Source organism: Roseobacter cerasinus (assembly GCF_009811755.1).
Classification (GTDB): Bacteria; Pseudomonadota; Alphaproteobacteria; order Rhodobacterales; family Rhodobacteraceae; genus Roseobacter; species Roseobacter cerasinus.
Map to the genome: position 1 here is coordinate 13954 of NZ_BLIV01000001.1, position 26634 is coordinate 40587.

The 26634-nt window shown below is 61.1% G+C and carries 22 protein-coding genes and 1 tRNA gene; 11 read left to right on the forward strand and 12 right to left on the reverse strand.

All coding sequences use genetic code 11. The annotated features are described in order from the left end of the window. The first annotated feature begins 17 nt into the window (after positions 1 to 17). From So717_RS00100 to So717_RS00110, 3 genes are all read left to right on the forward strand, one after another. On the forward strand, positions 18 to 605 hold the full coding sequence (locus So717_RS00100) for an HD domain-containing protein (RefSeq protein WP_159974190.1): 588 nt from the start codon (positions 18 to 20) through the stop codon (positions 603 to 605). Positions 606 to 761: 156 nt separating this feature from the next. After that, positions 762 to 1976, forward strand: a complete 1215-nt coding sequence (locus So717_RS00105; protein ID WP_159974191.1) for an NADP-dependent isocitrate dehydrogenase — start codon at positions 762 to 764, stop codon at positions 1974 to 1976. A 114-nt stretch (positions 1977 to 2090) separates the two neighbouring features. Next, complete coding sequence (locus So717_RS00110; RefSeq protein ID WP_159974192.1) at positions 2091 to 2705, forward strand: YitT family protein; 615 nt, start codon at positions 2091 to 2093, stop codon at positions 2703 to 2705. A 6-nt stretch (positions 2706 to 2711) separates the two neighbouring features. Here So717_RS00110 and So717_RS00115 read toward each other — a convergent pair whose 3' ends face one another. Continuing rightward, complete coding sequence (locus So717_RS00115) at positions 2712 to 2915, reverse strand: DUF6356 family protein (protein WP_159974193.1); 204 nt, start codon at positions 2913 to 2915, stop codon at positions 2712 to 2714. 115 nt (positions 2916 to 3030) lie between these two features. Here So717_RS00115 and So717_RS00120 point away from each other — a divergent pair, with 115 nt between their 5' ends. The 4 genes from So717_RS00120 (at position 3031) to typA (ending at position 6718) form a co-directional block, all read left to right on the forward strand. Beyond that, the gene (locus So717_RS00120; protein ID WP_159974194.1) at positions 3031 to 3489 is read left to right on the forward strand and encodes an Lrp/AsnC family transcriptional regulator; all 459 of its coding nucleotides are present in this window, start codon (positions 3031 to 3033) and stop codon (positions 3487 to 3489) included. 156 nt (positions 3490 to 3645) lie between these two features. Next, positions 3646 to 4398 (forward strand): VPLPA-CTERM sorting domain-containing protein, encoded by a 753-nt coding sequence (locus So717_RS00125; RefSeq protein WP_159974195.1) that lies wholly within the window; start codon positions 3646 to 3648, stop codon positions 4396 to 4398. Between the two features lie 67 nt (positions 4399 to 4465). Further along, the gene (locus So717_RS00130; protein ID WP_159974196.1) at positions 4466 to 4801 is read left to right on the forward strand and encodes a DMT family transporter; all 336 of its coding nucleotides are present in this window, start codon (positions 4466 to 4468) and stop codon (positions 4799 to 4801) included. A gap of 99 nt (positions 4802 to 4900) precedes the next feature. Then, the gene (gene typA, locus So717_RS00135; RefSeq protein WP_159974197.1) at positions 4901 to 6718 is read left to right on the forward strand and encodes a translational GTPase TypA; all 1818 of its coding nucleotides are present in this window, start codon (positions 4901 to 4903) and stop codon (positions 6716 to 6718) included. A 43-nt stretch (positions 6719 to 6761) separates the two neighbouring features. Here typA and So717_RS00140 read toward each other — a convergent pair whose 3' ends face one another. The 6 genes from So717_RS00140 to guaB all read right to left on the reverse strand — a co-directional run bounded on the left by So717_RS00140 (position 6762) and on the right by guaB (position 16812). After that, entirely contained in the window at positions 6762 to 7049 is a 288-nt protein-coding gene (locus So717_RS00140) for a DUF1330 domain-containing protein (RefSeq protein ID WP_159974198.1), read from the reverse strand. 4 nt (positions 7050 to 7053) lie between these two features. Beyond that, positions 7054 to 9711, reverse strand: coding sequence for an alanine--tRNA ligase (gene alaS / locus So717_RS00145; protein ID WP_159974199.1), 2658 nt, complete (start codon positions 9709 to 9711; stop codon positions 7054 to 7056). Positions 9712 to 9864: 153 nt separating this feature from the next. Next, the gene (gene recA, locus So717_RS00150; protein ID WP_159974200.1) at positions 9865 to 10944 is read right to left on the reverse strand and encodes a recombinase RecA; all 1080 of its coding nucleotides are present in this window, start codon (positions 10942 to 10944) and stop codon (positions 9865 to 9867) included. 254 nt (positions 10945 to 11198) lie between these two features. Beyond that, positions 11199 to 13532 (reverse strand): hybrid sensor histidine kinase/response regulator, encoded by a 2334-nt coding sequence (locus So717_RS00155; protein WP_159974201.1) that lies wholly within the window; start codon positions 13530 to 13532, stop codon positions 11199 to 11201. Between the two features lie 396 nt (positions 13533 to 13928). Beyond that, positions 13929 to 15101 carry an RsmB/NOP family class I SAM-dependent RNA methyltransferase gene (locus So717_RS00160; RefSeq protein WP_159974202.1) on the reverse strand — a complete coding sequence of 391 codons (1173 nt, stop codon included), beginning with the start codon at positions 15099 to 15101 and terminating at the stop codon, positions 13929 to 13931. Between the two features lie 262 nt (positions 15102 to 15363). Further along, positions 15364 to 16812, reverse strand: coding sequence for an IMP dehydrogenase (gene guaB, locus So717_RS00165; RefSeq protein ID WP_159974203.1), 1449 nt, complete (start codon positions 16810 to 16812; stop codon positions 15364 to 15366). A gap of 238 nt (positions 16813 to 17050) precedes the next feature. Here guaB and So717_RS00170 point away from each other — a divergent pair, with 238 nt between their 5' ends. The 3 genes from So717_RS00170 to So717_RS00180 all read left to right on the forward strand — a co-directional run bounded on the left by So717_RS00170 (position 17051) and on the right by So717_RS00180 (position 20060). Further along, positions 17051 to 19093 carry an ASKHA domain-containing protein gene (locus tag So717_RS00170; RefSeq protein WP_159974204.1) on the forward strand — a complete coding sequence of 681 codons (2043 nt, stop codon included), beginning with the start codon at positions 17051 to 17053 and terminating at the stop codon, positions 19091 to 19093. Further along, on the forward strand, positions 19090 to 19941 hold the full coding sequence (locus So717_RS00175; protein ID WP_159974205.1) for a class I SAM-dependent methyltransferase: 852 nt from the start codon (positions 19090 to 19092) through the stop codon (positions 19939 to 19941). Before So717_RS00170 ends, So717_RS00175 begins: the two co-directional genes overlap by 4 nt. Before the next feature lie 45 nt (positions 19942 to 19986). Further along, positions 19987 to 20060: transfer RNA gene (locus tag So717_RS00180), tRNA-Gly, on the forward strand. Between the two features lie 15 nt (positions 20061 to 20075). On the opposite strand, the gene So717_RS00185 is transcribed toward So717_RS00180, so the two are convergent. Both So717_RS00185 and So717_RS00190 read right to left on the reverse strand, forming a co-directional pair. Further along, positions 20076 to 20519 (reverse strand): hypothetical protein, encoded by a 444-nt coding sequence (locus So717_RS00185; protein WP_159974206.1) that lies wholly within the window; start codon positions 20517 to 20519, stop codon positions 20076 to 20078. A gap of 81 nt (positions 20520 to 20600) precedes the next feature. Next, the gene (locus So717_RS00190; RefSeq protein WP_159974207.1) at positions 20601 to 22220 is read right to left on the reverse strand and encodes a long-chain fatty acid--CoA ligase; all 1620 of its coding nucleotides are present in this window, start codon (positions 22218 to 22220) and stop codon (positions 20601 to 20603) included. A gap of 113 nt (positions 22221 to 22333) precedes the next feature. On the opposite strand from So717_RS00190, the gene So717_RS00195 reads away from it, so the two are divergent. Further along, complete coding sequence (locus tag So717_RS00195) at positions 22334 to 22819, forward strand: acyl-CoA thioesterase (RefSeq protein ID WP_159974208.1); 486 nt, start codon at positions 22334 to 22336, stop codon at positions 22817 to 22819. A gap of 90 nt (positions 22820 to 22909) precedes the next feature. Here So717_RS00195 and pgi read toward each other — a convergent pair whose 3' ends face one another. The 3 genes from pgi to zwf are packed head-to-tail and all read right to left on the reverse strand — an operon-like array spanning position 22910 to position 26633. Further along, positions 22910 to 24502, reverse strand: a complete 1593-nt coding sequence (pgi, locus tag So717_RS00200) for a glucose-6-phosphate isomerase (RefSeq protein ID WP_159974859.1) — start codon at positions 24500 to 24502, stop codon at positions 22910 to 22912. Then, complete coding sequence (gene pgl / locus So717_RS00205) at positions 24499 to 25170, reverse strand: 6-phosphogluconolactonase (protein ID WP_159974209.1); 672 nt, start codon at positions 25168 to 25170, stop codon at positions 24499 to 24501. Before pgl ends, pgi begins: the two co-directional genes overlap by 4 nt. Further along, positions 25167 to 26633, reverse strand: coding sequence for a glucose-6-phosphate dehydrogenase (zwf, locus tag So717_RS00210; protein WP_159974210.1), 1467 nt, complete (start codon positions 26631 to 26633; stop codon positions 25167 to 25169). The genes pgl and zwf overlap by 4 nt, the downstream gene beginning before the upstream one ends. Position 26634: the final 1 nt, after the last annotated feature.

The window sequence follows — 26634 nt, forward strand, 5'->3', positions numbered from 1 at the left end:
AGACCGAGTGGCCCAACATGACTGCGGATCGGCTCGTCGCGCAAGTCGCCTTTCTGAACGAGGCCGACAAGCTGAAATCGATCATTCGGGCCTCACGGCTGCATGACAACAGCCGCTTTGAGAACTCTGCGGAGCACTCTTGGCATGTCATGCTGCACGCCTTTGTTCTGGCGGAGCATGCGCCAGAGGGGGTATCAGCGACCCGCGTGCTGCAGATGCTGCTTTTGCACGATATCGTAGAAATTGACGCAGGCGATACGCCGATCCACGGCGATGTCGATGCCGCAGCACAAGAGGCCGCGGAACAGCTAGCCGCAGACCGGCTTTTCGGCCTGCTGCCCGCCGACCAATGCGCAGCCTATCGCGCGCTCTGGGATGAATTTGAGGCGGCAGAGAGCGCGGATGCCAAATATGCCAAGGCCATCGACCGGCTGACGACGCCGCTTGCCAATATGGAAAACGGCGGTGGCTCGTGGACGGACTACAATGTCACGCTTGATCATCTCGATGCCCGCGTCGGCACGCCCATGCAGCGCGGTGCCCCGGCAATCTGGGCTTGGCTACGGCCTAGGCTGGCGGCCTGGTTCGACGGGCGGCCAAGCTGACGCAGCGCCGATCCGCACCTCGCTGGCATGGCACGCCAGCTTAGACACTTTCTCTTCAAAGTTTAGCCGGTATACATCTGTATACAGGCTTTCAAATTCATAGGAACTGCGCTACACCGCGCGCGAATTGACTCGAACCCCGAACAGGAGACGCCCATGACCAAGATCAAGGTGGACAACCCCGTCGTCGAACTCGACGGCGATGAAATGACCCGGATCATCTGGGATTTCATCAAGAAGAAACTCATTCTGCCTTATCTCGACGTGGATCTGAAATACTACGACCTCGGCATCGAGGCGCGGGACGAGACCGACGACCAGATCACCGTGGACGCGGCCAACGCGATCAAGGAATACGGTGTTGGCGTGAAATGCGCGACCATCACACCGGATGAAGCGCGCGTCGAAGAGTTTGGCCTGAAACAGATGTGGCGCTCGCCCAACGGGACGATCCGCAACATCCTCGGCGGTGTGGTTTTCCGCCAGCCGATCATCTGCAACAACGTGCCGCGCCTTGTGCCGGGCTGGACCCAGCCGATTGTAATCGGCCGTCACGCCTTTGGGGATCAATACCGCGCCACAGACATGAAATTCCCCGGGCCGGGCAAGCTGACCCTGAAATTCGAAGGCGAGGACGGCACCGTGGACGAACGCGAAGTGTTCAACGCACCCTCCGCCGGGATCTACATGGGCATGTACAACCTCGATGCCTCGATCATCGACTTTGCCCGCGCCTCGATGAACTATGGTCTGAACCTTGGCTGGCCGGTGTATCTGTCGACCAAGAACACCATCCTCAAGCAATACGACGGCCGCTTCCTGGAGCTGTTCCAGAAGGTCTATGAGGAAGAGTTCGAAGAGAAGTTCAAAGCCAAGGGCATCATCTACGAGCACCGCCTGATCGACGACATGGTCGCCTGTGCGATGAAGTGGAACGGCGGCTTTGTCTGGGCCTGCAAGAACTACGATGGCGACGTGCAGTCCGACACTGTGGCGCAGGGCTTTGGCTCGCTGGGTCTGATGACCTCGCAGCTGATGACGCCCGATGGCAAGATCGTCGAGGCGGAGGCCGCGCACGGCACAGTGACGCGTCACTATCGCCAGCACCAGAAAGGCGAAGAGACCTCGACCAACTCTATCGCGTCGATCTTTGCCTGGACCGGTGGCCTCAAGCACCGCGCCAAGCTGGACGAAAACGCCCCGCTGATGAACTTTGCGGAAACGCTGGAAAAGGTCATCGTCGACACGGTGGAAAGCGGTTCCATGACCAAGGACCTTGCCCTGCTGGTGGGCCCGGATCAGAAATGGCTGACCACCATGGGCTTCCTTGAGAAGGTCGACGAGAACCTGAACAAGGCGCTGGCGGGCTAAGCCGCGCCTTGAGTGCTCAAGATTTTGGCAGCGGCGCACATATGGCGCGCCCTGCCCGTCCTTCCTGATGACGGGCCGTAGACAGCCGTGCGGCGCGCAAGCTAAGCGCGGCCTATGCAGGTTTCCTCAAAAGATCCAAAGAAACATACGCTCTGGGAAGATATCCAAGGCCTTGGGCTCGGTGTCTTTTTGTGCAGCCTCGGCCTGCATATCCTGACTTCGGTGGGGCTGCTCACCGGGCAGACGGCGGGGCTTGCGGTCATCGCTTCCTATCTGACGGGCTATTCCTTTGGGGTCATGTTTTTCCTGATCAACCTGCCTTTTTACGTGCTGGCCTACCGGCGTCTGGGGCTTGAGTTCACGGTGAAATCGCTGATCTCTGTGACGCTGCTGTCCGTGCTCACCGAAACCTTGCCGCTTGGCATGCAGTTCGAGACGCTGGACCCTGCGCTCGGTGCGGTGAGCTTTGGAGCCATGGTCGGTATCGGTCTGCTGGCCATGTTTCGCCACAACGGCTCCATGGGGGGCTTGGGCGTGGTCGCGCTGCTGGTGCAGGACAGCACCGGGTTCAAGGCCGGATGGGTGCAGCTCATTGCAGATGCCATGATTTTCGGCACCGCGTTCTGGCTCTTTCCGACGCCCGTGGTGCTTTATTCCCTGCTGGGTGCCGTGGTGCTGAACCTGGTGATCACCTTCAATCACCGGCGCGACCGTTACATCGCCATCTGAGCCCGGTCAGTGCCGGTTTTCGATCCGGTGGTGCAGCTTGCGCACGATGTTGCCCACCGTCTTTTCAAAGAGACAGGGGATCACCGCATGCACCAGCGCCGCACCGCCCGCAGCCAGCAAGAGCACGGCGAAGCTGAGCGCAAAGCGCATATGCTGAAAGAAACTCTCGTCGACTGTAGCGGGGTGATCGAGAAAGATGCGTTGGAACATGGGGCGACCTCCTGTGATATTACACCACTTTTACTGCAACACCGGCGTGACGCTGTCCCAAAGTTCCACAGGATCAGCGTTGACGATGGGATGCTATCCCACCAATGTGAAAATCATGATGACACTTGATGAGACAGACCGGCGAATCCTCACTCATTTGCAACGTGATGCCAGCATGGCTTTTGATGGGCTTGGTCAGGCTGTAAACCTCAGCCGCAACGCTTGTTGGCGGCGGATCAAGGCGCTGGAGGCGGCCGGGGTGATCTCCAAACGTGTGGCTGTGCTCGACCCGCAAAGCGTTGGCCTCGGCCTCATGGTCTTCATCATGATCCGCACCAACGCGCATGCGCCGGACTGGTTGGAGCAGTTCCGAAACGCGACCCGCACCATCCCCGAAGTGCTGGGCGTATACCGCATGAGCGGTGATCTCGACTATCTGATCCGTGCGCGGGTCGCGGATATGGGCGATTATGACCGGCTTTATCAACGGCTGATCCACCGCGTTCCGTTGTCTGATGTGTCAGCCAGCTTTGTCATGGAAGAAATCAAGGACACAACTGAGCTGCCCCTTTGACACACCAATGACCAGACGCGCTCAGCGATCCGGCACAAGACCAAGACAATCGTCGTAGGCGCCCGTATGAGGCGAAAATACTGCTTGCGCGGCACCGGCTGGCGCGCTCATTCTACGTGCATTGACCAGCTTACCATTTCCTTCAAGGAGTTGATTATGAAATACTTTGCAAGTTTTAGGAATCTGATTTTGGGCGCCCTGCTTGCAGCGCCCATCGCGGCAACCGCCGCGCCTCAGCCCTTTCTGGAGGCCGAGCAGGACCTGAGCGGGAGCCTCCTGAATTTCTTTCTCGGCGGCATCCCGTCCACGCTGACCGAAATCACCCTCTCCAGCACCGTGAGCGCAGCGACGAACGCGCCGGGCACCGTGGGCAAGACACTGGCGTTCAAGACCGATACAGTGGAAATTGGTGGCCAGCTCTTCCGACAAGCCGAATTGACGCTGGGCAGCACAACGCTTTTGAGTGCGGATATCCTATCGAACGACCCGTTGGGCGATTTTGATCCTTTTACCGCCGGACCCGGGGATCTGAACTTTCCCATGTTCATCGTGCCCCCGTTCACGGATACACCCAACGCGGCTGATCCGACACTGTTCGATTTTACCTACGGTGGAGACTTCGACATCTACCCGGACCGCATCGGCGTGGATGCTCCGGAGTTTGAAGTGCTGCTGTCCGTTTATCTGGCAGGCCCTCTGCCCGTCCGGACATTTCACCAGATCGATCCAAGCACAAATCAGGTAATTGACAGCTTTGACTTTTTCGAGGGGCCGCTCTCCATTTCGCGCATCACACTCGGCCCTGTTGGCGGCCTGCCGGATATCGCCCCCATACCGCTGCCTGCGGGGCTGCCACTCATGCTTGCCGCATTTGGCTGCCTGGCCCTCCTGGGGCGGCGCAGGGCCTGACACCTCCTCCCGCGCCCGTCATGCAGTGCGGGCGCGACGCGTATCAGACCACCACAGGAGCTTGAGGATGCCACCTCACTATCTGTTTCTCATCGCCGCCGTCGTGGCAGAAACCATCGGCACCACAGCGCTGCAGGCCAGCGCACAGTTCACTCGGCTCTGGCCCTCGCTGCTTGTGGTGCTGGCCTATGCCATCTCGTTCTACCTGTTGTCTTTTGCGCTCAAGGCGATGCCAGTCGGTGTGGTCTATGCCATTTGGTCGGGCCTGGGCATCGTCCTGATCGCCTGCATCGGGTTCATCCTCTTTGGGCAAAAGCTGGATCTGCCTGCGGTTTTGGGGCTCGCGATGATCATTGGTGGCATTGCGGTGATCCACCTCTTTTCCGCGACGACCACCCATTAACCAGCCGCGATTTCCCCTAGCATTCTGCGGCGCAGCGCGGTATGCGCGCGACAACAGACGTGCCGCGGCGCGTTTTTCCCCAGTTCAGAGGCGCATCTTATGGACCTGCGTAACATCGCAATCATCGCTCACGTTGACCACGGCAAGACCACGCTGGTGGACGAGTTGCTCAAGCAATCCGGCACCTTCCGGGAAAATCAGGCGACGGCGGAGCGCGCCATGGACAGCAACGACCTGGAGCGCGAGCGGGGCATCACGATCCTCGCGAAGGCGACCAGCGTTGAGTGGAAGGGCACGCGGATCAATATCGTGGATACGCCCGGCCACGCCGATTTTGGCGGCGAGGTGGAGCGCATTCTGTCCATGGTCGACGGTGTGGTTCTCCTGGTGGACGCGGCCGAAGGCCCGATGCCGCAGACCAAATTCGTGACCTCCAAGGCCCTGGCCCTGGGCCTGCGTCCAATTGTGGTGCTGAACAAGGTCGACAAGCCGGATGCCGAACCGGACCGCGCGCTCGATGAATGCTTTGACCTCTTTGCCAATCTGGGGGCTGATGACAACCAGCTCGACTTTCCGGCGATGTATGCCTCGGGCCGCAATGGCTGGGCCGATATGGAACTGGATGGCCCGCGCGAGGATTTGTCCGCCCTCTTCGATCTGATCGTAGATCACGTGCCGGGACCGTCTCAGGTCGCGCAGCGCGACGAGCCCTTCCGGATGTTGGCGACAACACTTGGCGCTGATCCGTTTATTGGGCGCATTCTCACCGGTCGCGTCGAATCCGGCACCTTGAAGGCCGGGGAAACCGTGAAGGCACTGTCGCGCGACGGGAGCCTGATCGAGAATTTCCGTGTGACAAAAATCCTGGCCTTCCGCGGGCTGACACAGCAGCCGATTGACCTGGCTGAGGCCGGTGACATCGTGAGCCTTGCCGGGATGGCGAAGGCCACCGTCGCGGACAGCATCGTGGCCCCGCAGGTGACGGAGGCGTTGCCTGCGCAGCCCATCGACCCGCCCACCATCACCGTGACCTTCGGCATCAACGACAGCCCGCTGGCCGGCCGGGATGGCAAGAAGGTGCAGTCCCGCGTCATCCGCGAACGGTTGATGAAAGAGGCCGAGAGCAATGTGGCCATCAAGATCAGCGACACGCCCGGTGGCGAGGCTTTCGAGGTCGCGGGCCGTGGCGAACTGCAGATGGGCGTGCTGATCGAGAACATGCGCCGCGAAGGCTTTGAGCTGAGCATTTCGCGTCCGCAGGTGCTGTTTCGCGAAATCGACGGCGTGCGTCATGAGCCTATTGAAGAAGCGACCATCGACGTGGATGATGAATACTCCGGCGCCGTGATCGAGAAGCTCACCGGCGTGCGGCGCGGTGAATTGGTCGAGATGAAACCCGCGGGCGCAGGCAAGACCCGGATCGTCGCGCATGTGCCCTCACGGGGCCTCATTGGCTATCATGGTGAGTTTCTGACAGATACACGCGGCACTGGCGTATTGAACCGCGTGTTCCATGAGTGGGCGCCGCATAAAGGGCCGATCCCTGGCCGCCGGGCCGGTGTGCTGATCTCCATGGAGAACGGCACCTCTGTGGCTTATGCGCTGTGGAACCTCGAAGAGCGCGGCAAGATGATGATCGGCGCGCAGGCGGACGTGTACACGGGCATGATCATCGGGGAGCACAGCCGCGAGAATGATCTGGAGGTGAACCCGCTCAAAGGCAAGAAGCTGACCAATGTGCGCGCATCCGGCACGGATGAGGCGGTGCGGCTGACCACGCCGATGACTTTGTCGCTGGAAGAGGCGATTGCCTACATCGATGATGATGAGCTGGTTGAAGTCACGCCAAATGCGATCCGACTGCGCAAGCGCTATCTGGACCCGCATGAACGTAAACGGATGGCAAAGGCCAGCTGACGCCGGGATTTTGAGTATTTTCAGAAGAATGAAGGGCCAGCGTCTATTCGCTGGTCTCAATAATCATCAATTCGCGTTCGGATGCATCGCGGGCGTGGTTCAGGGCACGCTGGTAGACATCTGAATTATAGCATTTTTCTGCGGTTTCGACATCGGGAAAGCGCGCAACCACATTGCGGGGGCGCGCCTGGCCTTCCAGCTGTACAAAGCGCCCGCCCCGGGCAATGAACTGCCCACCATGCGCTGCAATCGCCTCGGTCGCGAGGGCTGCGTATTTGCCGTAAGCCTCTTCATCGGTGACGGTGACATGTGCGATCCAGAGCGCGCCCATCGGATTATCCTCCCAAGACTTTTTCAGCCGCGGCAATGGCGGCATCGGCGTTGGCGGCATCCTTTGCGCCACCCTGAGCCAGATCAGGCCGGCCGCCGCCGCCCTTGCCACCAAGTTCTGCCACGGCGGCTTTCACCACATCGACGGCCGAGACAGTATCAGTGAGGTCGGACGTGACGCCAGCGGCCACGGCGGCTTTGCCGTCGGCATCTGCGATAAGCAGCACCGCACCCCGGCCAAGCTTGTCCTTGAATTGATCTACCAGCGCGGGCAGATCCTTGCCCGTCACGCCGGAGAGCACCTGTGCCATGAAGGGGATGCCTGCGATCTCACGCGTCTCGGGGTTGCCCGATGTGCCACCCCCGGCCATGGCCAACTCGCGGCGGAGTTGTGCAACCTCATTGCTCAACGCCCGGCGCTCGTCCAACAGCGCGCGGACACGGTCCGGCACATCTATAGCTTGCGCCTTGAGGTCGGATGCGACTTCCGCGAGGCGGTGATCCTGGGCGCGCAAATGTAGCAGTGCCGCCGCACCGGTCAGCGCTTCAATTCGGCGCACACCAGCGCTGCTGGCGCTGTCCCCCAGCGTGACGAAGGCGCCGATATCGCCGGTTTGGCGCACATGGGTGCCGCCGCACAGCTCCAGCGAGTAGGTGTCCCCACCGCGGCCCTTGCCGGAACCGGGCTGCCGCCCCATGGAGACCACGCGCACCTCATCACCGTATTTCTCGCCAAAGAGCGCCTGGGCCCCAAGCGCGCGCGCGTCATCCGGCGTCATGATGCGCGTCTCAACGGGTGCATTCTGGCGAATGTAGCTGTTCACATCGGCCTCGACCTGCGCCAGCTCGTCCGGGCTGAGCGCTTGTGTGTGACTGAAGTCAAACCGCAGGCGGCCCTCGGCGTTGAGAGAGCCGCGCTGTGCCACGTGATCACCCAGAGCTTCGCGCAGCGCCTCGTGCAACAGGTGCGTGGCAGAGTGGTTGGCGCGGATGGCCGTGCGGCGTGCGTGATCCACCTCCAACACGGCGGCCTCACCAGCCTTCACCGTGCCTTCCGTGACCGTCGCGATGTGGATGAAGACATCCGCTGTCTTGCGTGTGTCGGTGATCTTAGCGATGCCTTCAGGGGTCCGGATGAGGCCGCTGTCCCCCACCTGCCCGCCGCTTTCCGCGTAAAACGGTGTCTGGTTCAAGGCAATCTGCACCGCATCGCCGGATTTCGCCTCCGACACCTCTTTGCCGTCCTGCACCAGAGCGACGATCTGCCCTTCGGCTGTCTCGGTGTCATAACCGAGGAAGTCGGTTGTGCCATGTTTGTCGGCCACGTCGAACCAGATTGTAGAATCCGCCGCCTCGCCCGAGCCCGACCAGGCTGCGCGGGCCTTGGCCTTCTGCTCGGCCATGGCGGCGTCGAAGCCCTCGGTATCCACAGCACGGCCCTTTTCGCGCAGCGCGTCCTGAGTCAGGTCGAGCGGGAAGCCGTAGGTGTCATAGAGTTTGAAAGCCGCCTCACCCGGAAGATCAGCGTTTTTGGGGAGGTTGGACAACTTGTCATCCAGCAATTTCAGACCGCGATCCAGCGTCTGGCGGAAGCGGGTCTCTTCCTGAAGAAGCGTCTGCTCGATCATACTCTGCGCCTGGCCAAGCTCCGGGTAGGCCGCGCCCATCTTCTGCACCAGCGATGGCACAAGGCGGTGCATGACCGGATCCTTGGCCCCCAGCTGATGCGCGTGCCGCATCGCGCGCCGCATGATCCGGCGCAGCACATAGCCGCGCCCATCGTTGGACGGCATCACCCCATCAGCCATCAGGAAGGATGTGGACCGCAGATGATCCGCGATCACGCGGTGGTGCGTCTTGCCCGGGCCATCGGGATCGGTGCTGGTCACATCTGCCGAGGCTTCGATAAGCGAGCGCATCAGATCCGTGGCATAGTTGTCATTGGTGCCTTGCAGCAGCGCGGCCACCCGTTCGATCCCCATGCCGGTGTCGATGGACTGTGCCGCGAGATCCCGCCGCGTCCCATCCTCGAACTGCTCGTACTGCATGAAGACGAGGTTCCAGATCTCAACAAAGCGGTCGCCGTCTTCTTCCGGGCTGCCAGGAGGGCCACCCCAGATGTGATCGCCATGGTCATAGAAAATCTCGGTACAGGGGCCGCAAGGCCCTGTCGGCCCCATCATCCAGAAGTTGTCATTTGTGGCGATGCGGATGATCCGCTCGTCGGGCACGCCAACCTTCTTCCAGATCTCCGCTGCCTCGTCATCGGTGTGGTAGACCGTGACGTAAAGCCGCGATTTGTCGATGCCCAGATCGCCGGTGACAAGCCCCCAGGCAAATGCAATCGCCTCATCCTTGAAATAGTCCCCGAAGCTGAAATTTCCCAGCATTTCGAAGAAGGTATGGTGGCGCGCGGTATAGCCCACATTGTCCAGATCGTTGTGCTTGCCGCCAGCGCGCACGCATTTCTGTGCCGTCGTGGCGCGTGTGTAGTCACGCGTTTCCACCCCGGTGAAGAGGTTCTTGAACTGCACCATGCCGGAGTTCGCAAACATCAGCGTTGGGTCGTTGCGCGGCACCAGTGGGCTCGACGGCACAACCGCGTGACCCTGCTTGTCGAAATAGGACAGGAAGGAGGAGCGGATATCGTTCAGCGTTTGCATGGCGGACCCTTAGACGTGAGGCTGGTCTGGCTGAGATACCCCGGTGGTTCGCGGCTGTCCACGGCGATTGCACATGAAAACAGGGCAACCCGTCGGGCCGCCCTGCGTCTAAAGTCGTTTGGGCGTCGAGGCCCCTGTCAGATGACGCGCGTCCTAAGCTTCGAGAATGTCGTCATCTTCCTTGCGCTCATGCGCAGGCATATCGAAATCCAACCCGTGTGCAGCACGGATCTTGTCTTCGATCTCAAGCGCCATCTGCACGTTCTCACGCAGGAACCCCTTGGCGTTCTCACGTCCCTGGCCGATGCGTTCGTCTCCGTAGCTGAACCAGGAACCGGATTTGTCAACGACACCGGCCGCGACGCCCAGATCGAGCAATTCGCCCATCTTGGAGATGCCTTCGCCATACATGATGTCGAATTCCACTTGTTTGAAGGGGGCTGCGACCTTGTTCTTCACGACCTTCACACGGGTGTGGTTGCCCACCACCTCGTCACGATCCTTCAGCGCACCGATGCGCCGGATATCCAGGCGAACCGACGAATAGAATTTCAACGCATTGCCGCCTGTTGTGGTTTCGGGCGAGCCAAACATCACGCCGATCTTCATGCGGATCTGATTGATGAAGATCACCATGCAGTTGGAGCGGCTGATGGATCCGGTGAGTTTGCGCATAGCCTGGCTCATCAGGCGGGCCTGTACGCCGACGGAGCTGTCGCCCATATCGCCTTCCAACTCCGATTTCGGTGTGAGCGCCGCCACCGAGTCCACAATAACCATGTTCACCGCACCGGAGCGCACCAGCGTATCGGTGATCTCAAGCGCCTGCTCACCCGTGTCGGGCTGGCTGATCAGAAGCTCGTCGAGGTCAACGCCCAACTTCTTCGCGTAAGTCGGGTCGAGCGCGTGTTCCGCGTCAACAAAGGCGCACACGCCACCGGCCTTTTGCTGCTCCGCCACGCAATGCAATGTCAGTGTGGTCTTGCCCGAACTTTCGGGGCCATAAATCTCAACGATCCGACCCATCGGCAAGCCACCGATACCAAGCGCGATATCGAGACCAAGCGACCCGGTCGAACTGGCTTTGATGTCCTGCACTGCGCCTTCGGTGCCAAGCTTCATGATTGAGCCTTTGCCGAATTGACGCTCGATCTGTGCCAGCGCTGAATCCAGCGCCTTCTGTTTGTCTGCTGTCTTCTTGCTGTCCATGCTCAATAAATCTGCCATTGCCATCTTCGCCTCCTCTTAGTGTCACATTTCGCGAAACACGGCAATGAGTGCCAGCGTTCCCCAGGGATATGTTCTCATTACGTTCCTTATGAGATCAAAAAGAGAACATTTCAATTAAATTTTTACAAAATGATCTTTTCCCGAATCGGGTTAAGGAGAGGTTTAAGCCTGGGCATTTCGGAGACGTTAGGCAGACAAACACCAGTCTCCACACGCGGCTGCCTTGGGTTCCGCGGAGCCGGGGTGTCGGACAGCGGCTAGTGCAACTGCTGGTGCACCGTGTCCGTCAAATCGTTCAGTGAAAACGGCTTGGGTAGAAAGACCGAGTTTGGAATCTTGATCTGGGTTTCCCCAAAACTGTCCTCGGCATAACCGGAAACAAACACCACGCGCACGCCGGGGCGATCTTTCAAGGCTTTGCGCACCCAACTGGGGCCGTCCATGCCCGGCATCACCACATCGGTGACAAACACATCAACGTTGAGGCTCGAATCTTCGAGCGTTTTCAGGGCGGCTTCGGCCGAATCCGCCTCCAGCACCGTATATCCGCGCAGCCGCAACGCGCGGCTCGCAAAGGCGCGCACGGGTGCTTCGTCCTCGACCAGAAGGATCACCCCATCACCGTGTTTGGCGACAGGTGCAGGTTTTTCCTCGCGTGGAGCGGGGGTTACAACCTCAGTAGAAGCGAGCACCGGGAAGTAGAGCGTGAAGCACGTACCGGAGCCGACGGTGCTGTCGACAAAGATGTACCCACCGGTCTGCTTGATGATTCCGTAAGCGGTCGACAGTCCAAGACCTGTGCCCTCGCCCGTGCGTTTGGTCGTGAAGAAGGGCTCAAACACCTTTTGCAGCTTGTCGGGCGGGATGCCGACACCATCGTCCGACACCTGAACCGTCACATAGCGCCCGGGCGGCACCCGCACGCGGTCACGCTCCAACGGTTCGTCGAGATCGGTGCATTCGGTCACAATTCGGATTTGCCCCCCCTGCGGCATGGCATCACGCGCATTCACCACAAGGTTCATCAGGACCTGCTCCAACTGCCGTTTGTCAGCACGGATCGGTTCGAGCACGGGATCATGGCTCAGGGTCAGGGTGATCTTTTCGCCCACCAGTCGGTTGAGCAGATGTGTCAGGTCTGACAGCGTGTCGCGCATGTCCAGCGTCTCTGGGCGCAGGGTCTGTTTGCGCGAGAAGGCCAGCAATTGGCCGACCAGCGCCGCCGCGCGATTTGCGTTCTGATTGATCTGCACCAGATCGCTGAAATCTGGATCCCCCTGATCATGGCGAAGCAAAAGCAGATCGCAATGCCCTGAAATCGCGGTGAGCAGATTGTTGAAGTCATGTGCGACACCCCCTGCAAGCTGGCCAATCGCCTGCATCTTCTGGCTTTGCACGAACTGCGCCTCAAGCGATTTCAGCTCGGTGGCATCGTTCAAGACAGCAATCAGCGCAGGCTCACCATCATCGGTGACCCGATTGAGGGTCACCTGCACAAAGACCTCCTTGTCGGTGCGCTTCAGCCGCAGGAATTCGGACTGCTGCTGCGCGCGCCCCGCGAGTGTTTCGGCGAGCCAGTCGGAGATTGAGCGGCCCAGCCCCTCCATCAGGTCGGAGAGCGGTACCTTGTCGGTGAGCGACACACCAATCAGCGCCGCAGCCAGACGATTATAGGCACGGATGTCGCCATCCTGGCCGACCTTGATGAGCGGCACGGGCAGGTCTTGAAACACATCCCAACCCTCACTTGAGAGTGTCTCTGGCCCCGGTGGCAAGAGATAGAGCGCGCGCCGTCCCGCGCCGGCGTCCATCTCGCAGATCCGGACACGGGTTGGCTTTTCGCTGCTCGCCAGATCGCATACGGTGCCTGAAATGACCGGGAGCTGGTGAAAGAGCCGATCCAGCGTCTTGACCCGCCCGCCTGCCAGCTTGCGAGCTGCTTCGTTCATGTAAAGAACTGCATTTGTCCGGCCGACCAGGATCATCGGCAAGGCCGGACCATCCGTGGCCTGTGCTGCCGTCGGCACATCTTCGAGACGCCACAGATAGATCTCGGGGCCGACGCCATGCACCGCGAGCCGAATGTGCCCTCGCCGCGTGATCAGATCCTCGCGCGCCGCCCCATCCTGATCTGCCCGCGTCTGCAACCGGAAGATGATGCCGCTTGGGTTTGCAAGCGTGTTGCGCAACGTGCGGCTGAGCGACGCGTCGAGATCCGGCTCAAATCGCTTTCTAGCTGCCGTGTTGGAGGACAGCACCTCCCCCTGTGCATCCACAAGAAAGGTTGCTGACGCATCGTCCTGGATGAAGCCGTCCAAACTCGTAATCGCCTTCGACCGGCGTTTACCGTGCTGTTGTGCGATGGCCATCAGCGCGCATGAGAGTACAAGAAGTGAGAGACACGCTGCAAACAGGGCGCGCTGCAGGGTCAGGTCTGCAGACGCAATGGCCAATACGCCAAAAAGTACGGCGACCAACACCAGCGTTCCGAGGCGGTGTTGCGCGGTCAAGGCGAACAGGATCAGCTTGGACGGGGTGCGCGCACCGCTGGACAAAATCAGGCTCCGAGCAATTTCGAATCTCTTCTGCATTTACACGCCTGATGTCTTAAACTTGACTTAAACACGATTGGCGCACTCGTAGAAGTTGAGTACCCTTACTTTTTAACGCGCGTCAAGTGTGCTGTGAAAAAACCGTTGTCGTGTTGCGAAAGATCCAGCCGATGCGGAAAACAGATCGTACCATTCGGGGACCTGCGCCAAGCACCACGGCGTGAGCAGGTCACATCACAGCGCGTGAGATGTAGCGGACGACGGTGATCGCTTCTACTGAGCGCATCTGTTCAACGGGCAACGAAAGCGTTTCACATTGCAATTTGCGCCTGAGGCGCTGATGGGACGTGGTCAACGTATGGCGAAAGAGACGGCGATGACAGGTCGCTTTCTCATTGTCCTGCAAAGCTGAGCGGTCAACATGACCCTTGATCTTCAATCCCTTCGAAGCACCGAACAATAAAAGCCATCGCTTTCTGATACAGGTGTAAAGCGCCTCTCAACGATTATCGAGACATCGGGTGTCCGGGTCAGAAACTCTTTGATCTGGACGTCGTTTTCGCGGTCCAGCAACGAGCAGGTCGCATAAACAAGATGCCCCCGCCGTTTGACAAGTTTGATTGCGCGATCAAGGATCTCTTTCTGCAAGTTGAGAATGTGGCCAAGCTTGTCTGGTGTCAGCAACCATTTCCCCTGTGGATCACGCCGCCAAGAGCCGCTGCCTGAACAGGGGGCGTCGATGAGAACGGTGTCAAATCGCCGTTGGCCCTGCTCAATGTCCTCAAGCGTCACCTGGCGCACGCGTACGCCCGCCCGCCTGGCCCGGTCCGGCAAGTCTTTCATCCGGCGCGGGTCGACGTCATGCGCAAAGAATGTGCCCGCCGTTCGCCCAGCAACGGCCAAGACCTTTCCACCAGCTCCGGCACAATAGTCGAGCATGCTCTCGCCCTGTTTTAGCGGCACCAAATCCGCAACCGCCTGCGATGATGCGTCCTGCAATTCGACTGCTCCGCTCAGATAGGCCGTCGCGGTTCTGATCTTTCGCGCCCCACCCACGACGGTCAGCGCAGAGGGGGACAGGCTGAGCGGCTCACTGTCGATCCCCTCTTCGGCAAGCGATGTGATGGCGTCGCTGCGACTAAGCCTCTGAAGATTAACGCGAAGGTGCACGGGCGCCCTATGTCGCAGAGCACGCGCGATCGGCAGTGCTTGGTCGCCGTGAGAGCGGAGCAGATCGGGCCACAGCCACTCAGGAAAATCCGACCCCTCTCTCAATAGATCTTGAGCAGGCGGATCTGCGGCTAACTCGTCTTCGGTCAACTGAGGGGGCGCGTATCGATCCGCGCCGAAAACAGATCTTGGATCTGTCCCGCTTGCCCGAATGTAACCCAGCAAAAGGGCGCGTCCGGTTTCCCCGCCGCCGAGTGATGCCAGGCTTTGCTTCTGCCGCAGGACATCATACACGATATCGCCGATGGCCGCTCTGTCCTTTGAACCGGCGTATCGGTTCTTGCGGCCCCAGTCGGCCAGAGCACGGTCCGCCACTTCGCCAGCTTGGATACGGTCCATCAAGTCGATGGCGGCGCTTATGCGTGCTGCCGGGGTCATGCAGTTCTCCCTTCCAACATCACTTTCTGATCCAAAAATCATGATCTATGACGTGGTGGCGTCCTCTGTTTTGCTCAAGCACAGCGCAAACCCCAGTCAAGCCATTTGGGCGCCTGCCTCGCATCCGCGATCAAGCTGGGGAGTTGGCCAATTTCGATCATGAGACAGCATGGGTTGGCCCAATACCTCTTCGCTGTGGTCAGAGGGAGGTCCACCGGTCTCGTCCGTTTGAAGAGAGGGGAAAGGCGGCTGACACCAACACTCAACCAACCCGATAGTTCGGACTCTCCCGGGTGATCTGCACGTCATGCACATGGCTTTCTTTCAGGCCAGCCCCGGTGATCTTCACGAATTTGCAGTTGCTCCGCATCTCATCAACGGTGGCGCAGCCGGTATAGCCCATAGCGGCACGCAGCCCCCCCACAAGCTGGTGGATCACGGCGCCCGCGCTGCCCTTATAGGCCACCTGCCCTTCGATGCCTTCGGGCACCAGCTTGTCGGAGGCCGCATCCTTCTGGAAATACCGATCCGCTGATCCGCTGGCCATCGCACCAAGGCTGCCCATGCCGCGATAGCTTTTGAAGCTGCGGCCCTGATAGAGGATGACCTCGCCGGGAGACTCGTCCGTGCCCGCAATCATGCTGCCCACCATGGCACAAGAGGCGCCTGCCGCGATGGCCTTGGCGAAATCACCCGAGAACTTGATGCCGCCGTCGGCAATCACGGGCGTGTCGCCTGCCGCCTTGGCGCAATCCATGATCGCGGTGAGCTGAGGCACGCCCACCCCCGCGACCATCCTCGTGGTGCAGATGGAGCCCGGGCCGATGCCGACCTTGACCGCATCAGCGCCCGCATCAATGAGGGCGCGCGTGGCTTCTCCGGTCGCCACGTTACCCGCAACGATCTGCACTTCGTTCGACAGCGCCTTGGCCCGACGCACGGCAGCGGCCACCCCTTCGGAATGCCCATGGGCGGTGTCGATCACGATCATATCGGCGCCCGCATCCACCAGCGCCTCGGAGCGTTCGAAGCCTGCATCGCCCACCGTGGTCGCCGCCGCCACGCGCAGGCGGCCCAGCCCATCCTTGCAGGCGGTGGGGTTCAGCACGGCCTGCTCGGTGTCTTTCAGCGTCAGAAGCCCGGTGAGCTTGCCGTCCTTGTCGGTGATCAGCAGCTTTTCGATCCGCCGCGCCTTCATCAGACTGATGGCTTCCTCGCGATCCGCAGGTTCATGCAGAATGGCAAGGTTCTCAGAGCTCATCATCACCGACACCGGTGTTGCGTCATCGGAGGCAAAGCGCATGTCGCGGTTGGTCACGATGCCCACGACCCGCCCCTGCCCGTCCACCACCGGGAAGCCGGTCACGCGGTAACGGTCTTGCAGCGCCTTGGCATCAGCCAGGGTCTGATCGGCGCGCAGGGTGATCGGGTTGTAAACAATCCCGCTCTCAAACCGTTTCACGCGCCGGATCTCGCGGGCCTGCTCTTCAATGCTGAGGTTTCGGTGCACCACCCCGATGCCGCCCGCCTGCGCCATGGCAATCGCCATGCGGCCTTCGGTCACCGTATCCATGGCGGAGCTGAGCAGCGGGATGTTCATGGAGATCGCCCGCGTCACCCGTGTCCGGGTGTCAGCCGTAGAAGGCAGGACAGAGGACGCCCCGGGCACCAGCAGCACATCATCAAAGGTCAGGGCCTCACGAATCTCCATAGCATACCTCGCGCGCGGAGTGTCTCATTTGGCAGTTTCCTATGTCACGCGTTGCCCCGAATGAAAAGGGTCAAAACCGCGACACGCGCAGCGCGCTCGCTCACCGGTTGTTCATAATCGTTATGACAAATTCGAGCGGGCAATGCCGCGCCCGACCCATTATGTGACGCAGATCAGCATGTGCGACGCGCAGTGCACAGTAAGGTCCGGGCCAGAGCAGGAAGAGTGTGACGATAAGATGAGCAATGATCCCCTCGTGGTGTTCACGCCTTCGGGCAAGCGGGGCCGGTTCCCGGTCGGAACACCGATACTGACGGCCGCGCGACAGCTGGGTGTCGACCTCGATTCCGTCTGCGGCGGGCGCGGGATCTGTTCGAAATGCCAGATCACACCGAGCTATGGCGAGTTCTCCAAACACGGCGTGACCGTGCGCGAGGACGCGCTGTCGGAGTGGAACAGCGTCGAGCAACGCTATGACGAGAAACGCGGGCTGGCCAAAGGGCGCCGTCTGGGCTGTCAGGCGACGGTGCAGGGTGATGTTGTCATCGACGTCCCCCCCGAAAGCCAGGTGCACAAGCAGGTTGTGCGCAAACGCGCGGAGGCCCGCGAGATCGTGCTCGACCCCTCGACCAAGCTTTTCTACGTCGAGGTGAACGAGCCTGACATGCACGACCCTTCGGGAGATCTGGAACGGCTGCGGTCCGCACTTGAAAGCCAGTGGGACCTCACCGACGTCACTGCTGATCTGCACATCTTGCAGACGATGCAGCCCATCCTGCGCAAGGGCGATTGGAAGGTCACGGTTGCGGTGCATCTGGGCGATCGGGAAAACCGCCCGCGCATTATGAACATCTGGCCGGGGTACTACGAAGGTACGGTCTATGGGCTGGCGGTCGATCTCGGCTCCACCACCATCGCGGCGCATCTGTGTGATCTGCAAACCGGCGAGGTGCTGGCCTCCTCCGGCGTCATGAATCCGCAGATCCGCTTTGGCGAAGACCTCATGAGCCGCGTGTCCTATTCGATGATGAACGCCAAGGGCGCGGAAGAGATGACCCGCGCCGTTCGCGAAGGCATGTGCGGGCTCTTCACCCAGATCGCAACAGAGGCGGAGATCGACAAGGCGCTGATTGTGGATGCGGTCTTTGTCTGCAACCCGGTCATGCACCATTTGCTGCTGGGGATTGACCCTTTTGAGCTGGGCCAAGCGCCCTTTGCGCTCGCCACAAATGGGGCGCTGCGGCTGCGCGGGGATGATCTGGACCTGAACATCCACCCCTCCGCGCGCATCTACCTGCTGCCCTGCATCGCGGGCCATGTGGGCGCGGATGCTGCCGCCGTCGCGCTGTCTGAGGCCCCGGACAAATCCAACGAGCTTGTGCTGGTCGTCGATGTAGGCACCAACGCCGAGATCCTGTTGGGCAATCGCGAGAAGGTGCTCGCCTGCTCCTCGCCCACTGGCCCGGCCTTTGAAGGCGCGCAGATCAGCTCAGGCCAACGCGCGGCCCCCGGCGCCATTGAACGGGTCGAGATTGACCCCGCGACGAAAGAGCCGCGCTTCAAAGTGATCGGGTCTGACCTCTGGTCCGATGAAGACGGCTTTGCCGAGATGATTGCCACCACCGGCGTGACCGGCATCTGCGGCTCGGGCATCATCGAGATGGTGGCCGAGATGCGCATCCACGGCATTGTGGACGCGCCGGGGCTGATCGGCTCGCCTGAGCAGACGGGCTCAAACCACTGCTTTCAAGACGGGCGCACCTATTCCTATCTGCTCTATGACGGCAGCGCAGACGGCGGCCCCAAGATCACCATCACCAACCGCGACATCCGCGAAATCCAGATGGCCAAGGCGGCGCTCTATTCCGGGGCGCGGCTGTTGATGGACAAGTTTGGCGTCGACAGCGTGGACCGCGTGGTGCTGGCCGGGGCCTTTGGCGCGCATATCTCGACCAAACACGCCATGGTGCTGGGCATGATACCTGATGCACCGCTCGACAAGGTCACCTCCGCCGGCAACGCGGCTGGCACCGGCGCGCGCATCGCGCTGTTGAACACCGCGGCCCGGGCCGAGATCGAGGCGACCGTGCAGGCGATCCACAAGATCGAAACCGCCATCGAGCCGCGCTTTCAGGAGCATTTCGTGAACGCCTCGGCCATCCCCAACGCGGTGGAGCCTTTCCCCATCCTAAGGTCTCTCGTGACCCTGCCTGAGGAGACGTTCAACACCGGCACAACCGACACCTCCTGCGGCGGCCGCCGCAGGAGACGCCGCGCGTGAGCCAGGACAACAGCGAACAGGCCAGCTTCTGGACGGCACAGGCCGGTCAGAAATGGGTGGAGCAGCAGGCATTGCTGGATGCGCTGATGCAACCGGTGCTCGATGGGGTCTTTGCGCGTGCACCCCTGGCAGCGGGGCACAGCGTGTTGGACATCGGCTGCGGCACCGGCGCCAGCACCCTTCAGGCGGCAGATTTGGTTGGAAACAACGGGTCTGTTCTGGGTGCCGATATCTCCCCGACCATGCTGGCCTTGGCGGAGACACGGGCTGCGGGGCGCAGCGCCATCTCCTTTGCCGAAGCCGATGCGGCACAATATGCTTTCGACACGCAGCGGTTTGACCACATGATCTCCCGCTTTGGCGTGATGTTTTTTGCCGATCCAGCGGCTGCATTCGCGAATATTTTGAAGGGTTTGAAACCTGGCGCTCATGTCACTTTCGCGTGCTGGGGCCCGTTCGTGAACAACCCCTGGTTCAGCATGGCGGTTCAGGCGGCCAAAGACGTGCTCGGTGCGCCGCCCAGCGTGGATCCGGACGAACCCGGACCGTTCGCCTTCCGCGATATCGACCGCGTTCAGGGCATTCTGAAGACTGCGGGGTTCGACCGGTTCGAAGCGGATGCAGCACAGATAGCCCTGACACCGCCCGGGACACGCGCGCAGGTTGCCGCAATGGCAACAAGCATCGGCCCGGTCGCCCGGACGGTGGACTACTTCCAGGGCAGCGCATCCGACAGTGCCGCCATCACCGCGCGGGTTGACGAGGCCTTGCGGGACTTCGAAACACCAAAAGGCGTGCGTGTGCCCGCCCAGATCAATTTCTTCCAGGCACGGCGCCCGGACCGGTGATGGCCCTTGACCCTATTCTGTGAAACAACTACGTCAGCGCTGAGCGCGGGTATGGTGAAAAGGTATCACGCGAGCTTCCCAAGCTTAAGTTACGGGTTCAATTCCCGTTACCCGCTCCAGCCAGCCAAGATATCTCAGTCCAGATCGAAGGTCAGGCCGAAGGCCAGCACCCCATCGGTCGACTGCCCCGCCGCCGGTAGGAGCTGCGCAAAGACGTTCCGGTAGCGGGCCTGCAGGCCGATCAGCGGGATGACGTTACCGATTGAATGATCAAACCGATCCCCCTCGCCGGGGTAGACAGCAAGACCTGCGAACGCGCCCACTTCGAATTCGGGCGCAACCTCAATATCATAAGAGATCGACACCAGTGGCGAGACATTTGAGTAGCTGTTCTGGAACACCCCCACCGAATAGTCGAACGTCTGCCCTTCCCATGTCAGGAATACGCCGGGGTTGAACTCGCGAAAATCCTCGGTGGCGTTGAAGTGTTCGGAGCCAAGCAGGATCGACACACGATCCGGCCCGGCCAGAGCCGTGGTCGGAAGTGCTGCGGCGAGGATCAGGGCTGAAAGTCGCATAAGGTGTCTCCGGCGTGACAAGTCGATCTGAGGTTGAATCCTCTTCTAAGGGTTTTTCACCGGATGTGGGTTAAAACCGCCTTACCCCGTCAGGATATTGGTAAAAGTGGCCCGCAAGTCACGTTTCAGGACCTTGCCCGTGGCATTTCGCGGCAAGCGCTCCACAAAGACCACCGTGTCCGGGATCTGCCATTTCGCGATCTTGCCCTCGAAAATCGACAGGATGTCGGTCGGGTCCGGGTCGTGCCCCTCCGCCTTTACCGCCACCAGCACGGGCCGCTCATCCCATTTCGGATGCGGTGCGCCGATCACCGCCGCATCGGCGAGCTGCGGATGCGCAATCGCGATATTCTCCAGCTCGACTGAGCTGATCCACTCACCACCGGATTTGATGATGTCCTTGGCGCGATCACAGATGGTGAGATAACCGTTCTCATCCAGCGTCGCGATGTCGCCGGTGTTGAACCAGCCGTCCTGCAGCGTCTCGGCCTGCGACATGTGGAAATAGGCATCCAGCACAAAGTGGCCACGCACCAGCAGTTGACCTTGAGTTTTGCCATCCGGCGGCAGAGGCGCGCCTGTGTCGTCTACAATTCGCAACTCCACCCCCCAGGGCGGGCGCCCCTGGTTTTCCCGCAGCCGGTCCAGCGCGTCCGGTGCCAGTGCTGCATGCTTGGCCAACGGCTGGTTCACTGACCCTATGGGGGACATCTCGGTCATGCCCCAGGCGTGCAGGGTCTCGACCTGGTGCTGATCCCGGAAGGCGGCGATCATCGACGGTGGACAGGCGGAGCCACCAACAACGGTTTTCTTGAGGGATGTGAGCGCGCTGTCCTGCGCCTCGGCCGCGGCCAGCAACCCCTGCCAGATTGTTGGCACGCCCAGCGCAACCGAAACCGCGTGGCGGCTGATCAGATCAACCAGTGAGGCTCCGTCCAGCCCCGGCCCAGGCAGGACCATACGCGCCCCGACCATAGCGCAGGCATAAGGTGTGCCCCAGGCGTTGACGTGAAACATTGGCACCACTGGCAGCACGATATCCCGCGCGGAAAACCCAAGGCTATCCGCGAGATTGCACGACAGGCTGTGCAGGACGGTCGAGCGATGTGAAAATAGAACGCCTTTGGGGTTGGCCGTGGTGCCCGATGTATAGCACAGGCTCGATGCCGTCTGTTCATTCAGCAGGGGCCAATCGAAACCCGCATCGCCCTCGGCCAGAAGATCATCATAGGCTATGAGCCCCGGCAAGGTTGCCGCCGCATCACCCACCTCCGCTTCCAGCAGAACGATCAGCTTGACCGTCGTCAGCTTGTCGCGGATGGCGGCCACGAGCGGTAGAAAGCTGCGGTCGATGAACAGCACCCCATCCTCAGCGTGGTTGATGATGTAAATCAGCTGTTCGGCAAAGAGCCGTGGATTAATCGTGTGGCAGACAAAGCCGCCGCCGGAAACGCCAAAGTAGATCTCCAGATGGCGGCGGTTGTTCCAGGCAATGGTGGCACAACGGGTCTGAGGTGCAAAGCCGCGTCGCGTGAGCGCGGAAGCCAGGCGCTTTGCGCCATTTGCGACCGCGTGCCAAGTGGTGCGCTCCTCGCCGCCCCCGGTATTGACGGAGACAATCTCCGTGTCGTGGTGATAGCGCGCGGCGTGGTCCATGAGGCCGGAAATGAGCAAAGGGGCAGTCATCATTTGTCCAAGCATGGCGGTCTCCGATGTGTCCTATGCCGCCTTGCGCGGGCGGTGAGACACCGTGCCGTCTGAGGGCGGGACTGGCAAGCCTTGGCAAACCCAAAGCCTGGCCTTATGCGAAGCTTATGGATCTGCGTTATCACACCCCGCTGTCACCTGAGATGCAATCGCATTTGGGCATTGCGCCCACGGCCCCTCTGGCGATGGCCGATCAGGTGCGGTTTTCCGAGCTGGATGTGCTCAATCACGTGAACAATGCGGTTTACATGCAATGGTTCGAGCGGCTGCGGGTCCGCTACACGCAAGAGTGGGGGCTGTCGCGCTCTACCGGCGCAGACAAGGGGCCGCGGATCGTGATCCGGTCTGGGCAGATCCACTACAGGCAGGAAATGCTGATGGACGAAGACTATGTGGTGACATGCGGATGCACCGGGTTCCGCACCACATCGTTTTCACTGGCCCAGACCCTCTGGGCAGGCGGCACCCTGCGGGCCACATTCGACTGTGTGCTGGTCCTGCTGACCAGCGACGGCTCTGCCCGGTATCCGATCCCGGACGACCTGCACCGGCGGTTTGTCGAAATAGACGGCGCGCGCGATGAAAACATGTGACCAAGGGTGGCCTGAAAGCCCACCCAACCTGCTGGTCTCAACCGTTTGTTCTGGCAGGTGCGGTGGGCTTTCAGGCCGCCGCTGTGCACATCAGGCGCTATGTCGCCGAATGAAACCGACCAGCGCAGCTGTCGACTCATCCTTGGTGCTCGCAGGTGCGCTGCCTTCGATGACCGGCTGCAAGGATGTGGCCAGCTCCTTGCCCAACTCCACGCCCCATTGATCGTAGGAGTTGATGCCCAGCACCACCCCCTCGACAAAGACCCGGTGTTCATAAAGCGCCACGATCTGGCCAAGCGTGAACGGATCAAGCTTGGGGTAGACCAGGGTGGTGGACGGACGGTTGCCCTCGAACACCCGATGCTGCGCTTGGCGCTCCAGCTCATCACCGGTGAAGCCTGCATCGGCCATCTTGCCACGCGCCTCGTCCAGTGACCGCCCCCGCATCAGCGCTTCGGATTGCGCCAGGCAATTCGCAATCAGCAACCGGTGGTGATGCGCCAACTCGGCCTCGTGACCCTCTGCAGCCACCATGAACTCGCACGGCACCACCCGCGTGCCCTGGTGGATCAGTTGATAGAACGCGTGTTGCCCGTTGGTACCTGCCGCCCCCCAGACAATTGGCCCACTGGACACAGCGACCGGGCTGCCGTCCATCTGGACGCCCTTACCGTTCGATTCCATCTCCAATTGCTGCAGGTAGTCCGGCAGGCGCGCCAGCCGCTGATCGTAGGGCAACACTGCACGGCTGGCATGGCCGCAGACCTGCGCGTGCCAAATCCCCACCAGTGCAAGCATGGCAGGCACATTCTCGGACCAGTCAGCCGCCTGAAAGTGCCGGTCCATGGCCTGTCCGCCCCGCAGGAAAGCATCGAACCCCTTGGGGCCAATGGCAATCATCAACGACAGCCCAATGGGCCCCCAGACCGAATAGCGCCCGCCGACCCAATCCTCAAACCCGAAAACCCGCTCGGCCGGAATGCCGAAGGCCCGGGTCTTCTCCTCCGAAGTGCTGAGTGCCGCGAACTGCGCTTGCGGCTCGCCACCATGCGCCTGCATCCAGGCCTTGGCCGTGCGGGCATTGGTCATCGTTTCGATTGTGGTGAAGGTCTTTGAGGCCACGATCACCAGCGTTCTGCGCGCATCCAAGCCCCGCAGCGTATCAGCGATATGTGCCCCATCCACGTTCGAGACAAAATGACAGCGCGGACCGTCGTGATAGGGCGCCAGCGCGTCAACGGCCATGGCGGGGCCCAGATCAGAGCCGCCGATGCCGATGTTCACCACATCGGTGATCTCACTCTCGCGGATGTCCTGCGCAAAGCTCCGCATACGGGTCAGTGTGTCCAGCACGCCCGGCATCACATCGACGCCATCCACAAGAACCGGCCCGCCGTCGAGGTTGCGCAGCGCCGTATGCAGCACCGCCCGCCCCTCGGTGTCATTGATTGGCGCGCCCGCAAACATCTGCGCCCGTTTGCCTGCGACATCCGCCGCGTCCAGCAGCGCGATCAGGGCCGCGCGCGTCTCAGCGTCGATATTCGTCTTGGAATAGTCAAAGAGCATATCGCCGGTCTGCGCCGAAAACGCTTCTGCCCGCCCTGCCTCGTCAAAGAGCGACAGGATGGATCGATCCGCTGTTGCGCCAAATCGCGCGGCAAGCGCGTCCCAGTGAGAAGTCAGGCCGCCCAATGTGTCGTTCCTCCGGAAATCACGGCTGAAATAGGTGCCTCGGTTGGCGGCAAGGATTGCGCGCGCTCAAAGGCCGCGCGCTTGTCGTCGCCGAAGATCACCAGATGTTTGTCCATGGCGCCGTCCAGCGCTGGCGCGCTCAGCGTAATGCGGGCCTCGGGCTGATCGGCGGGGTTGACCGCGCAGACCAGCGGCGCGCCCCTGGCCATGGCGGCCGCGACACCCGGCGCGCCAGGAAAGAGCGAGGCCGTATGCATATCAACCCCCATACCCAGCAGCAGCACCGAAATCGGCACCTCACCCGCAAGGGCCTCGGAGAGCGTTGGGGTGGCCTCTTCGGCGCTCATGCCGTCACGATAGAAGGAGATGAACTTGGCCGCCGCCGCCCGGCCCGTCAGCAACCGTGCCTTGACCAAGCCCGCGTTGGAGCGCGCGTGATCCTCGGGCACCCAGCGCTCATCCGTCAGCATCACATGCACGCGGTCCCAGTCAATCTCGACCGAGCTCATCGCATCGAAAATCGGCCCCGGCGTGGTGCCACCCGGCACAGCAAAGCTGGCCGTCTCATGCTGCAGCAGGCACTTGCGCAGATCGCTCGTGATCGCATGGGCGACATTCATGATCGCCATATCGCGGTCCGCATTCTCAATGAAGCTCATGGGGTCACCTCTCGCCAGTCCCGATCGTCGCGACGCATCAGCTGAGCCGAGGCGTCCGGCCCCGCGCTATGGCTGGCGTAAGGCTTGGGCACATCGCCGCGATTTGTCCAGCCTTCAATGATCGGATCGGTCCAGGCCCAGGCCGCTTCCACCTCGTCGCCGCGCATGAACAGCGTCTGATTGCCCCGGATCACGTCCATGATAAGCCGCTCATAGGCATCGACATTTTCCGCACCATCCGGCCCAAGCGCATCCGCGAAAGTCATATCGAGCGGCACATCAATGAGCCGCATTCCGCCAGGCCCCGGTTCCTTGATGGTCACGCCCAATTTGATCCCCTCATTGGGCTGCAGCCGGATCGAGAGCACATTGCGGTGCCGCCCCGCCTCTTCGCCAAAGATCGAATGCGGCGTGTCTTTGAAGACAATCGAAATCTCGGAAGAGCGGGCGACCATGCGCTTGCCAGTGCGCAGGTAGAACGGTGTGCCGGCCCACCGCCAATTGGCGATATGGGTCTTCATGGCGATGAAGCTCTCGGTGCGGGACTTGGGGTTTTCGACAGCGGTGCGGTAGTCGGGGTGCTCCTCTGGGTTATCTTGGTCGGCCTCATACTGGCCGCGCACAATGTGATGCGGCTCTACCGGTTCCAGCGCGCGGATCACCTTGAGCTTTTCGTCGCGCACCGCGTCCGGGTCAAAGCGCGCGGGCGGCTCCATCGCGATCAGGCACAACAGCTGCATCAGGTGGTTCTGCACCATGTCCCGCATGGCACCGGACTTATCGTAGTACTCGCCGCGCCCGCCGACGCCCACGGTTTCCGCCACGGTGATCTGGATGTGATCGACAAACTGGCTGTTCCACAGCGGCTCAAACAGCATATTGCCAAAGCGCACAGCCATCAGGTTTTGCACCGTTTCCTTGCCGAGGTAATGGTCAATCCGGTAGATCTGCCCCTCGTCAAAGAAAGCCGCGAGATCCTGGTTCAGTTGGTGCGCGCTCTCCAGATCGCGACCAAAGGGTTTTTCGACAACGATGCGGCTGTCGTCATCGGTCAGACCGTGGTTGTTCAGGCGTTCGGCCAGATCCCCGAAAAGCCCGGGCGCCACGGAAAAGTAGAAGGCCCGCACCACCTTTCGCCGCATCTGCTTGGCCAACTCGCGCCAGCCGGTCTCACCCCGTGCGTCGATGGCGACATAAGAGAGGGTCTGCAAAAATGCGTTGAGGTCCTCAGGGTCGACGGATGTGCTGCCGCCAAACTCGGCAATGGCCTCACCGATCATGTCGCGATAGGTGGTGACATCGATGTCTGCCCGCGCCGCACCGATGATCCGCGCCTCGGGCGGCATCTGGCCTGCGCAATAACGTCGGAAAAGCCCCGGCAGGATCTTGCGGCGTGCAAGGTCCCCCGTGCCGCCAAAAATCACAAGGTCGAAAGAAGCAACGGGGATAACGCGCGAAACCATA